A 12,775-nucleotide genomic window follows, 5' to 3' on the forward strand; every position below is an offset into this window, starting at 1 on the left:
ACCATATCGGCTCCTTGTTATATTCCCTCTCCCGGTGGGAGAGGGGGAGGGTGAGGGCATCAGACTGCTCGATCAGAACATCACCTGCCCACCGGTGACATTAATCGACTGGCCGGTGCAGTACGAGGCTTTCGGGCTTGCGTAAAACAGCAGCATGTTCAGCACGTCCTGATAGTCGCACCCGCGCTTCAGCGGCACTTTGTCGATGTAATACTGCTCCACTTCGTCTTCTTTGATGCCAAGCTTGGTGGCGTATTGAGGTAGCAGCGACTGGAACATTGGCGACTTCAGCAGGTTGCCCAGCATCAGCGAGTGAACGGTAATCCCGTATTCGGCCAGATCCAGCGCCAGAGACTGGGTCAGCCCTACGCCGCCAAATTTCGCCGCGCTGTAGCCGGAGTTATGCTTGCTGCCCACTTTGCCCGATTTGGAGTTGATCTGAATGATGCGCCCCTGAATGCCGTCGCGGATCATCAGACGGGAAAATTCGCGGGCGCAGAGGAAGTAACCCACCAGATTCACCTGCAGTGAGCGGTCAAAGTCCCCCAGTTCGAAATCGCTGATAAACGCCGCTTTCGCGATCCCTGCGCTGTAGACCAGCAGGTCGGTACGGCCAAAAATCTCGTCTACCCCGCGAGCCAGCGCCATGACGCTCTGCTCGCTGGTGGCATCGGCACCAAACCCGTACGCCATCCCCTCACCAAACTCGGTGTTGATGGTATCCGCCACGCGGGCGGCTTTCTCACTCTGAATATCCACTACCGCCACGCGGTAACCTTCTGCGGCAAGCCCACGGCAGAGAAACTCTCCTAAGGTTTGTCCTCCACCAATGACAACGGCAACCTGACTCATAACGCTCTCCTTAATTACGCAACAAATTTTAATGTGCAGCCTGGGGTAACAGCCTGCGGAACCGGCCCCTCCACGTGAACCGTGCCGGGATACTCTGCCTGCGGCTGGCCATCGAACCGCAGGGTGATGTGGCCCAGCTCGCGCAGGTTTTGCTCGGCCACGTCGCCCACGGCAGTGACGGCATAGCGGGTGTCACCCAGCTCCAGCTGGCTTCCTGCCTTTAACGCTCCGTGCAGCTCGCCGTGGCAGTGGATAAAGCAAAACTCTTCGATATCTGCCGGTGCACCTTCGCGGAAAGTGATCAGCATCTGGTCGCTGAGCGCATCGGCCGCGCTCTGGCCGATGCGGGTGATGGTGGTCTGATAAATCACGGTCATCGCAGGAACCTCTTATTGATAAATAAAGCCGGAAACGAACCAGGCAATCAGCACCGTCGGTGCGCCCGTCAGGAAACGACTGACCAGCACAGACGGCACGCCCACGCGTACGGTGTCCTGGCGCGCTTCGGCCAGCGACAGGCCAACGGGAATGAAGTCGCAGGCTGCCTGAGCGTTAATGGCAAACAGCGCAGGCAGAGCCAGGTGCGGAGGAATGTTGCCCAGACCAATCTGCACGCCAATCAGGACGCCGATGACCTGAGCAATCACCGCCCCCGGGCCGAGGAACGGCGACAGCAGCGGGAAGGAGCAGATCAGCGCCAGCGTCACCAGACCGAGCGGGTGGCTGGCAAGCGGGGCGAGGCCGTGGGCGATCCAGTCTCCCAGACCGGAGGCCATGATGATGCCGATTAACGCGGAGACGAAGGCCATAAACGGCAGAATGGTTTTTAGCACCGTGTCGATGGTGTCGCGCCCGGACTGGAACAGTACCGCCACGGCGGATCCCATTCCCATGCCGACCTTCGCCAGCAGGCCGTCGCTCTGCTCGGTGATCTTCTTACTGGTGTCGTAATCACGCGGTGCGGCTTTTTGCGGCGCGGAAGTGCCATTCACCAGCGTGATGTTGTCCTCCTTCACGCCTGAGACATAAATGTCTTCGAGGATGTACTGCGCCAGCGGTCCTGATTTTCCGGTGGAGTGAATATTCACCGTCGGAATGCGACGCTTCGGATAGAGGCCGCAGCGCAGGGTGCCACCGCAGTCGATAACCGCCACGCCGATTTCCGCCTCCGGTGGTTCGCCTTCTTTGAAACCGTCGACCGCTTCCCAGCCGGTCAGCTCGCGTAGTTTGTCGACAATCGCCGGGCGTGTGCCTGCGGTGATATAGACGATTTTTTTGCCTTCGGTGGCGTCGAACTCCAGCGGGCCGCCCCAGCCACCCGTACCTTTCTCAATGCGGATCCGGCTCATGCTGTGGCTCCTGACAAATGAACGCGTTGCTCAAGCTGGATGCCCATTTTTTTCTCAAAAATGGTGGTGGTGAGATCGGTCACCCAGCCACGGAAGAAGTTGGTGACCAGGCCGACCAGCAGATAGCTCACCGCCAGTGGGCCGAGCGGCAGGCCAAGCGTGGTCAGGCCGCTGGCAATGCCGAGATAAACAAACAATTCCCCCGGGTTGATATGCGGGAACAGGCCGTTCATGGAGTGACAGCTATATGAGGCGGCGGCGTAATAACTCGGCTTGTATTTTTCTGGCATAAAGCGGCCGAGGCTTAAGGTCATGGGGTTGCAGAAAACGAAGGTTCCAATGCAGGGCAACAGCAGGTAACGGGATAACGGGTTCCCGGCACAGCGTTGGGCGAAGCGTTCAATGCGTTGCTGGCCGATAAAATTAATCAGCGCGTTCATGATCACCAGCAGGCTGATCAGCAGGGGCAGGATCCCGGTCACCATGCCGGTGAAGACTTCTCCGCCTTTCTGAAACAGCCCGATGAACCACTCGGCGCCGTGGGTGATGGTTTCTATCATTCTTCTCTCCTGTGAGGCTTTTCTTGTTTTGTATTTCCGGGACTAATAATAATCACTTTGAAAGGTTTTAAAGTGTTAATCAGATCTCACAATGAAAGAAAAATGGATTATTTTGAAAGTTAATGGGCGGGGGTGACGCATTTTGGTTGAAAAAAACGCAGATTTGCGTTGAGGAGCGTAAAGATTTGGTGGGTAAGGCGCGTACAGCTTCCTTGAGGTGTTGCGGATGCTTTACCATACTGGGTTCTTATCGAACCCGTTAAATGGATGTCCCATGTTCAAGCGTCGTTATGCAGCGTTGTTACCTGCGCTTATTCTGCTGTCCGCCTGTAGTAGTAAACCCAAGACTGAAGCCGCTGTGCAGACGGCTGGCGCGCCTTCAGGAGGATTCCTGCTGGAGCCGCAGCACAATATGATGCAGATGGGGGGCGACTTCGCGAATAACCCGGCGGCCGAACAGTTCATCGATAAAATGGTGAGCAAACACGGCTTTGACAGACAGCAACTGCATGAAATCTTGTCGCAGGCGAAACGTCTGGACTACGTGCTGCGCCTGATGGACAGGCAGGCACCGTCAGCGCAGGTGCCAACCGGGCCAAACGGTGCGTGGTTGCGCTATCGCAAACAGTTTATTACCCCGGACAACGTGCAAAATGGCGTGGTGTTCTGGAATCAGTATGAAGATGCCCTCAATCGCGCGTGGCAGGTCTACGGCGTGCCGCCTGAAATCATCGTCGGCATTATTGGCGTGGAAACGCGCTGGGGTCGCGTGATGGGCAAAACGCGCATTCTTGATGCGCTGGCCACGCTCTCGTTTAACTATCCGCGTCGTGCCGAGTACTTCTCTTCCGAGCTGGAAACCTTCCTGCTGATGGCGCGTAACGAACAGGATGACCCGCTCGATCTGAAAGGGTCGTTTGCCGGAGCGATGGGCTACGGCCAGTTTATGCCCTCTTCCTACAAACAGTATGCCGTCGACTTTAACGGAGATGGTCACATCAACCTGTGGGATCCGGTGGATGCCATCGGCAGCGTGGCGAACTACTTCAAGGCACACGGCTGGACGCCGGGTGGGCAGGTTGCCGTGCAGGCTAACGGCGAAGCGTTTGGTCTGGAAAACGGCTTCAAAACCAAATACAGCGTTGCGCAGCTGACGGCGGCAGGTTTAACGCCAACGCAGCCGCTGGGTAATGTGGATCAGGTGAGCCTGTTGCGTCTGGATGTAGGAACCGGGTATCAGTACTGGTACGGTATGCCAAACTTCTACACCATCACCCGCTATAACCACAGCACGCACTATGCGATGGCCGTGTGGCAGCTGGGCCTGGCGGTATCGCAGGCGCGTGTCCCTGCGGCATCGCCGTTTAGTCAGTAAGTCGCTTTATTCCTCCCTCTCCCATGGGAGAGGGGAATTTTGCAGAAACATTTCGCCACACTCCCTTTGCAAACGCGCCATTTACATCTCAATCGCCTTTCATTATTGTTACGTTATAACATTTAATGTGGTGTCAACATGTCAACGTCCCTTTTCTCTTTGTCTGCGGCAGTTAGGTTTCTGCTGGCGCTGGTGATTATCGTGTTTATCGGGCTGGCCGTGCGCTGGGCGGTGGCATTGCCATGATTGTCATGGATGAACTGGTTGCGGGTTACGACCGCATGCCCGTTACGCGCGCCTTGTCGGGCGTGATTGAACGCGGAAGCATGACCGCCATTATCGGGGCCAACGGATGTGGAAAATCCACGCTGCTCAAAACGCTCGCCGGGTTTATTCCGCCGGTGAGCGGCCGTTTTCGCTGGCAGGAGAAACGCCCGGTGATTGGCTGGCTGGCACAGCGTCACGCGCTGGAGGCGCAGTTTCCGCTGACGGTGCAGGATGTGGTGAGTATGGGCTGCTGGCCGCGTGTGTCGCTCTTTTCCGGCTTTCGTCGGGAAACACGCTCGCGCATTGCCAGCGCGCTGGAGCGTGTCGGGCTGGACGCCATGGCGTTATCCACCATCGATGCGCTTTCCGGCGGCCAGTTTCAGCGCATGCTGTTTGCGCGGATCCTGGTGCAACAGGCGCCGCTGGTGATGCTGGATGAACCTTTTACCGGCGTCGATGAAGCTACCTGTAACGTGCTGATGGACCTGATGCTCGAAATGTACATGCAGGGCCAGACCCTGCTTGCGGTATTGCATGACAGCGAGCGCGTATCGCGTCATTTTCCGCAAACGCTACGGCTGGATACGGCTATTCCGCACTGGAAAACCGAGCGGGTGAGGGTGGCATGATCTGGCATCTCTTCTTTCAGCCTTTTATCGAATACGGCTTTATGCGTCGCGCGCTGGTGGTGTGCCTGGCGCTGTCCGTCAGCACCACGGCACTGGGCGTATTTCTTCAGCTGCGCCGGATGAGCCTGATGGGCGATGCCCTTTCACACGCCATTTTACCCGGTGTTGCGGTGGGCTATCTGCTGAGCGGTATGTCACTGCTGGCGATGAGCATCGGCGGGTTTATCGCCGGGATCGCCGTGGCGCTGGTGGCCGGGCTGGTCAGTCGACGTACGCCGCTCAAAGAGGACGCCAGTTTTGCCGGGTTCTATCTCGGCTCGCTGGCGCTGGGCGTGACGCTGGTGTCGCTACGTGGTTCGAACGTCGATCTGCTGCACCTGCTGTTTGGCTCCATTCTGGCGGTGGATAACGACGCCGCGCTGTTTGTGGCTGGCGTATGCATCTTCACGCTGGTGACGCTGGCAGTTTTCTATCGTGGGCTGGTGACCGAGGCGTTCGATACCGCCTGGCTACAGGTTAACGCCCGCTGGCTGCCCGGCCTGTTGCACGGGCTGTTTCTGGCGCTGCTGGTGCTTAACCTGGTGGCCGGATTTCAGGTTCTCGGCACGCTGATGGCCGTCGGGCTGATGATGTTGCCGGCGGTGGCGGCACGCTGCTGGGTGCGCACCCTGCCAGGGTTGCTCTGCCTGGCGGGCATCAGCGGCGTTTTTTGCGCATGGCTGGGGTTAAGCCTCTCCTGGGCGGTGAGTTTACCCGCCGGGCCGTCCATCGTGCTGACCGCCAGCGCGCTGTTCTTTATTTCTGTTTTATTTGGCACACGAAGCCACCTGGCTGGCAGCCTGCGTGCGCTTTTTTAACGCAAGGGGAAATGATGAAACGTACAGGGTTAATAATGGCGCTCGCGCTCGGGATGTTGTCACAGGGCGTAATGGCGAAAACGCTTAATGTGGTCACCAGTTTTTCCATTCTGGGAGATATCACGCGTGAGGTAGGGGGAGACCGGGTCAATGTGACCACGCTGGTGGGGCCGGACGGCGATCCGCATACCTTTGAACCGTCGCCGAAAGACAGTGCGGCGCTCAGCAAGGCCGATGTAGTGGTGGTGAACGGTCTGGGGCTGGAGGGCTGGCTCGACCGTCTGGTGAAGGCCTCCGGATTTAAGGGCCAGCTGGTGGTGGCTTCGACCGGGGTGAAAACCCACACGCTTGAAGAGGACGGGAAAACCGTGACCGATCCGCATGCCTGGAACAGCGCGGCGAACGGGGCACTGTATGCGCAAAATATCCTTGCCGGTCTGGTAAAAGCCGATCCTGAAGATAAGGCGGCGCTGGAGGCCACCGGTCAACCCTATATCGCGCAGCTTATGCAACTGGACAGCTGGGCCAAAACGCAGTTCAGCCAGATCCCGCAGGTAAAACGTAAAGTCCTCACCAGCCATGACGCCTTCGGCTACTTCAGCCGCGCCTATGGCGTGACCTTTATTGCGCCGCAGGGCTTGTCGTCAGAGAGCGAAGCCAGCGCAGCGCAGGTGGCTGAGATTATCAATCAGATTAAAGCGGACGGGGTGAAAACCTGGTTTATGGAAAACCAGCTCGACCCGCGCCTGGTTAAACAAATTGCCACGGCCACCGGTGCGCAGCCGGGGGGCGAACTTTACCCGGAGGCGCTGTCGGCCAAAGGCGGCGTGGCGGATACCTACGTTAAGGCGTTTCGCCATAACGTGAATACCCTCGCCAGGAGCATGAAGTAACCTTTTTCTCAGCCGGTGCCTTCGCATCGGCTTTTTTCTGAACCTCCCTCGTAAAACATGATCCTCATCTCCATATCTGACGAGAAAGTGCTATCTTGTGCTGCACGTTTTTCTGATGCCCGGAGCGAGAATGACTGACCATGAATTGATGCAGCTTAGCGAAGTCGTAGGACTGGCGCTTAAGCAACGTGGCGCGACTATTACGACTGCCGAATCCTGTACCGGCGGCTGGGTTGCTAAAGCCATTACCGATATTGCAGGCAGTTCCGCCTGGTTTGAACGCGGCTTTGTGACCTACAGTAACGAAGCTAAAGCGCAAATGATTGGCGTGCATGAATCCACGCTTGAACAGCATGGCGCGGTCAGCGAACCGGTGGTGATTGAGATGGCAATTGGTGCGCTAAAAGCGGCGCGTGCAGATTATGCCATCTCTATTAGCGGTATCGCCGGTCCGGACGGCGGCAGTGACGTGAAGCCTGTTGGCACCGTCTGGTTTGGTTTTGCCACCTCTAAAGGTGAAGGGATCACGCGTCGCGAGTGCTTTAGCGGCGATCGTGAAAGCGTGCGTCGTCAGGCAACCGTTTATGCGTTAAAAACGCTCTGGCAACAATTTCTACAAAACACTTGATACTGTATGACCATACAGTATAATTGCACCAACAGAACAGAAATCCACGGTGAAGCACAGTCGCTTCTCCCGGCATGACAGGAGTAATAATGGCTATCGACGAAAACAAACAGAAAGCGTTGGCGGCAGCACTGGGCCAGATCGAAAAGCAATTCGGTAAAGGCTCCATCATGCGCCTGGGTGAAGACCGTACCATGGATGTGGAAACGATCTCCACCGGTTCGCTTTCTCTGGATATCGCGCTGGGCGCGGGCGGCCTGCCAATGGGCCGTATCGTAGAGATCTACGGGCCAGAATCCTCCGGTAAAACCACCCTGACGCTGCAGGTGATTGCCGCGGCGCAGCGCGAAGGTAAAACCTGTGCCTTTATCGATGCCGAGCACGCGCTGGACCCTGTTTATGCTCGTAAGCTGGGCGTGGATATCGATAACCTGCTGTGTTCTCAGCCAGACACGGGTGAACAGGCGCTGGAGATTTGTGACGCGCTGGCGCGTTCCGGTGCGGTTGACGTTATCGTGGTCGACTCCGTTGCTGCGCTGACGCCAAAAGCGGAAATCGAAGGCGAAATCGGCGACTCTCACATGGGCCTCGCGGCACGTATGATGAGCCAGGCAATGCGTAAGCTGGCCGGTAACCTGAAGCAGTCCAACACGCTGCTGATCTTTATCAACCAGATCCGTATGAAAATTGGCGTGATGTTCGGTAACCCGGAAACCACTACTGGTGGTAACGCGCTGAAATTCTATGCTTCTGTCCGTCTGGATATCCGCCGTATCGGCGCGGTGAAAGAGGGTGAGAACGTGGTGGGGAGTGAAACCCGCGTGAAGGTCGTGAAGAACAAGATTGCCGCGCCGTTCAAACAGGCTGAATTCCAGATCCTCTACGGTGAAGGTATCAACTTCTTCGGCGAACTGGTTGACCTGGGCGTGAAAGAGAAGCTGATCGAAAAAGCGGGCGCATGGTACAGCTACAACGGCGATAAAATTGGTCAGGGTAAAGCGAATGCGATCTCCTGGCTGAAAGAGAACCCGGCTGCAGCGAAAGAGATCGAGAAGAAAGTGCGTGAGCTTCTGCTGAACAACCAGGACTCTAAACCTGATTTTGTGGTTGATGGTGCGGATGCTGAAGAAACTAACGAAGACTTTTAAGGCTTTCGTTTAAAAATGAAGGGCTGCTGATGCGGCCCTTTTTGCATTTCTGAACCAGCAGGTTTTTTATGAGCGAATCCACAACGCGTCGACCCGCTTATGCGCGATTACTGGACCGCGCGGTGCGGATCCTTGCCGTGCGTGACCACAGTGAACAAGAGCTGCGGCGTAAACTGTCGGCCCCGGTGATGAGTAAAAATGGGCCGGAAGAGATTGATGCCACCGCGGAAGATTATGACCGGGTGATTGCCTGGTGCTACGAGCATCACTATCTGGATGACGACCGTTTTGCTTCCCGGTTCCTGGCCAGTCGTGGCCGCAAGGGATACGGTCCGGCGCGTATCCGTCAGGAGCTGAACCAGAAGGGCGTTGCCCGTGAGTCCATCGAAAAAGCGATGCGCGACTGTGACACCGACTGGTGTGCGCTGGCAAAAGAGCAGGCGATTCGTAAATACGGTGAACCGCTGCCGCGTGAATTTTCAGAAAAAGTCAAAATCCAGCGCTTTTTGCTCTACCGCGGCTTTCTGATGGAAGATATTCAGGATATCTGGCGTAATTTTGCCGATTGAACGCATGCGGGATTTTACTTCCCACTAAAGAAAACTTATCTTATTCCCACTTTTTCCAGTAGCAGGTCTGTCCAGGGGTTTACCGATACCGGCTTGCTACGACATTTCGTTAGCTTGATTTCAGGATAATTATGAGCAAGAGCACCGCTGAGATCCGTCAGGCGTTTCTCGATTTTTTCCATAGTAAGGGACACCAGGTTGTTGCCAGCAGCTCCCTGGTGCCGAACAACGACCCAACTCTGCTGTTTACCAACGCCGGGATGAACCAGTTCAAGGATGTGTTCCTTGGTCTCGACAAGCGTAATTATTCCCGCGCCACAACCTCACAGCGTTGCGTGCGTGCGGGCGGTAAACACAACGACCTGGAAAACGTCGGTTACACCGCGCGCCACCATACCTTCTTCGAAATGCTGGGTAACTTCAGCTTCGGCGACTATTTCAAACATGATGCTATTCAATACGCGTGGGAACTGCTGACCGGTGAAAACTGGTTCAACCTGCCGAAAGAGCGTCTGTGGGTTACCGTCTATGAAACCGATGACGAAGCCTACGAAATCTGGGAAAAAGAAGTCGGTATCCCGCGCGAACGTATTATTCGCATCGGTGACAACAAAGGCGCACCGTACGCGTCTGACAACTTCTGGCAGATGGGTGACACCGGCCCTTGCGGTCCGTGCACCGAGATCTTCTACGATCACGGCGACCACATCTGGGGTGGTCCTCCAGGCAGCCCGGAAGAAGACGGCGATCGCTACATTGAGATCTGGAACATCGTCTTCATGCAGTTCAACCGTCAGGCCGACGGCACCATGGAGCCGCTGCCAAAACCGTCCGTTGATACCGGTATGGGCCTGGAGCGTATTGCGGCTGTTCTGCAGCACGTTAACTCCAACTACGAAATTGATCTGTTCAGCACCTTGATCAAAGCCGTTGCAGAAGTGACTGGCGCGACCGATCTGAACAACAAATCACTGCGCGTAATTGCAGACCATATCCGTTCCTGTGCGTTCCTGATTGCTGATGGTGTTATTCCGTCGAATGAAAACCGTGGCTATGTGCTGCGTCGTATCATTCGTCGTGCTATCCGTCACGGCAACATGCTGGGCGCGAAGGACACCTTCTTCTATAAGCTCGTTGGGCCACTGATTGGCGTAATGGGTTCTGCAGGTGACGAGCTGAAACGCCAGCAGGCGCAGGTTGAGCAAGTACTGAAGACTGAAGAAGAGCAGTTTGCACGTACGCTGGAGCGTGGTCTGGCGCTGCTGGATGAAGAACTCGCTAAGCTTAAGGGCGACACGCTGGATGGCGAAACCGCCTTCCGCCTGTACGACACTTACGGCTTCCCGGTTGACCTGACGGCGGACGTTTGCCGTGAGCGCAACATCAAAGTGGACGAAGCGGGCTTCGAAGCGGCGATGGAAGAGCAGCGTCGTCGTGCGCGTGAGTCCAGCGGTTTTGGCGCAGACTACAACGCGATGATCCGCGTGGACAGCGCGTCTGAATTCAAAGGTTATGAAGCGCTGGAACTGACTGGCAAAGTGACCGCCCTGTTTGTTGACGGCAAAGCCGTAGACAGCATCAGTGCAGGTCAGGATGCAGTTGTCATTCTGGATAAAACCCCGTTCTATGCGGAATCCGGTGGTCAGGTTGGCGATAAAGGCGAACTGAAAGGCAACGGTTTCAGCTTCAGTGTGAACGACACTCAGAAATACGGCCAGGCGATTGGTCATCTGGGTAAACTGGTTTCAGGCTCCCTGAAAGTGGGCGAGGGCGTTCAGGCTAATGTTGACGAAGCGCGCCGCGCACGCATCCGTCTGAACCACTCGGCAACGCACCTGATGCACGCTGCACTGCGTGAGGTTCTGGGAACGCATGTTGCACAGAAAGGTTCTCTGGTTAACGACAAAGTGCTGCGTTTCGACTTCTCGCATTTTGAAGCGATGAAACCGTCTGAGATCCGTGCGGTGGAAGATCTGGTGAACGCGCAAATCCGTCGTAACCTGCCAATCGAAACCCACATTATGGATCTCGACGCGGCGAAGAAAAAAGGTGCGATGGCCCTGTTTGGTGAGAAATATGACGACCGTGTTCGCGTATTGAGCATGGGCGACTTCTCTACCGAGCTGTGCGGTGGTACACACGCATCGCGTACCGGTGATATCGGTCTGTTCCGCATCGTTTCTGAATCCGGTACGGCGGCAGGTGTGCGTCGTATTGAAGCGGTGACCGGTGAAGGCGCGATTGCCAGCCTGCATGCGCAGAGTGACCAGCTGCACGATATCGCGCAGCTGTTGAAAGGCGATACCCAGAATCTGGGCGAGAAAGTGCGTGTTGCGCTGGATCGTACTCGCCAGCTGGAAAAAGAGCTGCAGCAGCTGAAAGAGCAGGCTGCGGCGCAGGAGAGTGCAAACCTCTCCAGCAAGGCTGTAGACATTAAGGGCGTCAAACTGCTTGTCAGCGATCTGGCAGGTGTAGAGCCTAAGATGCTGCGTACCATGGTCGACGATCTCAAGAACCAGCTTGGTTCGACGGTTATCGTACTGGCGACGGTAGCAGAAGGTAAGGTTTCTCTGATTGCGGGCGTCTCTAAGGATGTGACCGACCGCGTTAAAGCAGGGGAACTGATTGGCATGGTTGCCCAGCAGGTGGGTGGCAAAGGTGGCGGTCGTCCGGACATGGCGCAAGCCGGTGGTACGGATGCGGCGGCACTTCCTGCGGCATTGGCCAGCGTTGAAAGCTGGGTAAGCGCGAAATTGTAATAACTACAAAGCACAAACAGACGCCATAGCGGTAACGTTATGGCGTCTTGTTCACTGCACTATCGATAACGATAAAGTCAGGTTGAGTTTGTGTATATCGGCTAAACTTACGTTTAACAGAATGTGATGCCGTGACTGCTTACACTTTACGTGTTTGTCATCGCTTACTTTTTGGCGTTATATGATGGATAATGCCGGGATACAAGAGACCCGACTCTTTTAATCTTTCAAGGAGCAAAGAATGCTGATTCTGACTCGTCGAGTTGGTGAGACCCTCATGATTGGGGATGAGGTCACCGTGACAGTTTTAGGGGTAAAGGGTAACCAGGTACGTATTGGTGTTAACGCTCCTAAAGAAGTATCTGTCCACCGTGAAGAGATCTACCAGCGTATCCAGGCTGAAAAATCCCAGCAGTCCAGTTACTGATATTGTCGCGTCTCGCTGTCGGGCGAGACGCAACCCCTCCTGTTATTTTTCCTGCTTAAAGTTACCGTTCGATTTCAATCGCTCTGTTTTTAACCACTCTCGCCAGCTTATCTCGTCCAAACCACACGCTTCTCTTCATAGATTTCTGTGAGGATGCCTGCAAAATCCGCTTATAAAACACTCTCTTTGCGGCATTTACATGCGAATTGCGTGTGATTTGTGCAAACGATAAAAGCTTTTGGAAAATTGTTTGACTTATAAGTCCCAGAAAGTAATATATGCGCCACGCAGCGACGAGAAGCTCTTAACGAGTGGCTCGAAGCACTCGAAAGAGGCGTTGTGTGGTGAGGTGGCCGAGAGGCTGAAGGCGCTCCCCTGCTAAGGGAGTATGCGGTCAAAAGCTGCATCCGGGGTTCGAATCCCCGCCTCACCGCCATTTTGCATCCGTAGCTCAGCTGGATA

General features: G+C 55.7%; 13 protein-coding genes and 1 tRNA gene. 10 read left to right on the forward strand and 4 right to left on the reverse strand.

From position 1 onward, the window contains the following. Nucleotides 1-72: 72 nt before the first annotated feature. Genes srlD through srlA form a run of 4 tightly spaced genes read right to left on the reverse strand, consistent with a single transcriptional unit; the run spans nt 73 to nt 2,761 of the window. Nucleotides 73-852, reverse strand: a complete 780-nt coding sequence (gene srlD, locus AK59_RS0122670) for a sorbitol-6-phosphate dehydrogenase (protein WP_013098447.1) — start codon at nt 850-852, stop codon at nt 73-75. 14 nt (nt 853-866) lie between these two features. Further along, nucleotides 867-1,229 carry a PTS glucitol/sorbitol transporter subunit IIA gene (gene srlB / locus AK59_RS0122675; protein WP_013098446.1) on the reverse strand — a complete coding sequence of 121 codons (363 nt, stop codon included), beginning with the start codon at nt 1,227-1,229 and terminating at the stop codon, nt 867-869. Nucleotides 1,230-1,241: 12 nt separating this feature from the next. Further along, nucleotides 1,242-2,201: a PTS glucitol/sorbitol transporter subunit IIB gene (gene srlE, locus AK59_RS0122680; RefSeq protein ID WP_020689263.1), complete on the reverse strand. Its 960-nt coding sequence runs from the start codon at nt 2,199-2,201 to the stop codon at nt 1,242-1,244. Continuing rightward, nucleotides 2,198-2,761, reverse strand: coding sequence for a PTS glucitol/sorbitol transporter subunit IIC (srlA, locus tag AK59_RS0122685; protein WP_013098444.1), 564 nt, complete (start codon nt 2,759-2,761; stop codon nt 2,198-2,200). Before srlA ends, srlE begins: the two co-directional genes overlap by 4 nt. Before the next feature lie 274 nt (nt 2,762-3,035). On the opposite strand from srlA, the gene mltB reads away from it, so the two are divergent. The 10 genes from mltB to AK59_RS0122740 all read left to right on the forward strand — a co-directional run bounded on the left by mltB (nt 3,036) and on the right by AK59_RS0122740 (nt 12,749). Continuing rightward, complete coding sequence (gene mltB, locus AK59_RS0122690; protein ID WP_023620633.1) at nt 3,036-4,136, forward strand: lytic murein transglycosylase B; 1,101 nt, start codon at nt 3,036-3,038, stop codon at nt 4,134-4,136. Between the two features lie 242 nt (nt 4,137-4,378). Further along, complete coding sequence (locus AK59_RS0122700) at nt 4,379-5,032, forward strand: metal ABC transporter ATP-binding protein (RefSeq protein WP_013098442.1); 654 nt, start codon at nt 4,379-4,381, stop codon at nt 5,030-5,032. Beyond that, on the forward strand, nt 5,029-5,889 hold the full coding sequence (locus tag AK59_RS0122705; protein WP_013098441.1) for a metal ABC transporter permease: 861 nt from the start codon (nt 5,029-5,031) through the stop codon (nt 5,887-5,889). Before AK59_RS0122700 ends, AK59_RS0122705 begins: the two co-directional genes overlap by 4 nt. 14 nt (nt 5,890-5,903) lie before the next feature. Then, entirely contained in the window at nt 5,904-6,782 is an 879-nt protein-coding gene (locus AK59_RS0122710; RefSeq protein WP_029883886.1) for a metal ABC transporter substrate-binding protein, read from the forward strand. Nucleotides 6,783-6,912: 130 nt separating this feature from the next. Continuing rightward, nucleotides 6,913-7,410 carry a nicotinamide-nucleotide amidase gene (pncC, locus tag AK59_RS0122715; protein ID WP_013098439.1) on the forward strand — a complete coding sequence of 166 codons (498 nt, stop codon included), beginning with the start codon at nt 6,913-6,915 and terminating at the stop codon, nt 7,408-7,410. A gap of 89 nt (nt 7,411-7,499) precedes the next feature. Next, on the forward strand, nt 7,500-8,558 hold the full coding sequence (recA, locus tag AK59_RS0122720; protein ID WP_013098438.1) for a recombinase RecA: 1,059 nt from the start codon (nt 7,500-7,502) through the stop codon (nt 8,556-8,558). Nucleotides 8,559-8,626: 68 nt separating this feature from the next. Beyond that, the gene (gene recX, locus AK59_RS0122725; RefSeq protein WP_013098437.1) at nt 8,627-9,127 is read left to right on the forward strand and encodes a recombination regulator RecX; all 501 of its coding nucleotides are present in this window, start codon (nt 8,627-8,629) and stop codon (nt 9,125-9,127) included. A 131-nt stretch (nt 9,128-9,258) separates the two neighbouring features. After that, on the forward strand, nt 9,259-11,886 hold the full coding sequence (gene alaS, locus AK59_RS0122730; protein WP_029883887.1) for an alanine--tRNA ligase: 2,628 nt from the start codon (nt 9,259-9,261) through the stop codon (nt 11,884-11,886). Nucleotides 11,887-12,127: 241 nt separating this feature from the next. After that, nucleotides 12,128-12,313 carry a carbon storage regulator CsrA gene (gene csrA, locus AK59_RS0122735; RefSeq protein WP_000906486.1) on the forward strand — a complete coding sequence of 62 codons (186 nt, stop codon included), beginning with the start codon at nt 12,128-12,130 and terminating at the stop codon, nt 12,311-12,313. 343 nt (nt 12,314-12,656) lie between these two features. After that, nucleotides 12,657-12,749: transfer RNA gene (locus AK59_RS0122740), tRNA-Ser, on the forward strand. The last annotated feature ends 26 nt before the right edge of the window (nt 12,750-12,775 follow it).

Origin of the sequence: Enterobacter sp. T1-1 (assembly GCF_000710795.1) — a bacterium.
Lineage (GTDB): Bacteria > Pseudomonadota > Gammaproteobacteria > Enterobacterales > Enterobacteriaceae > Enterobacter > Enterobacter cloacae.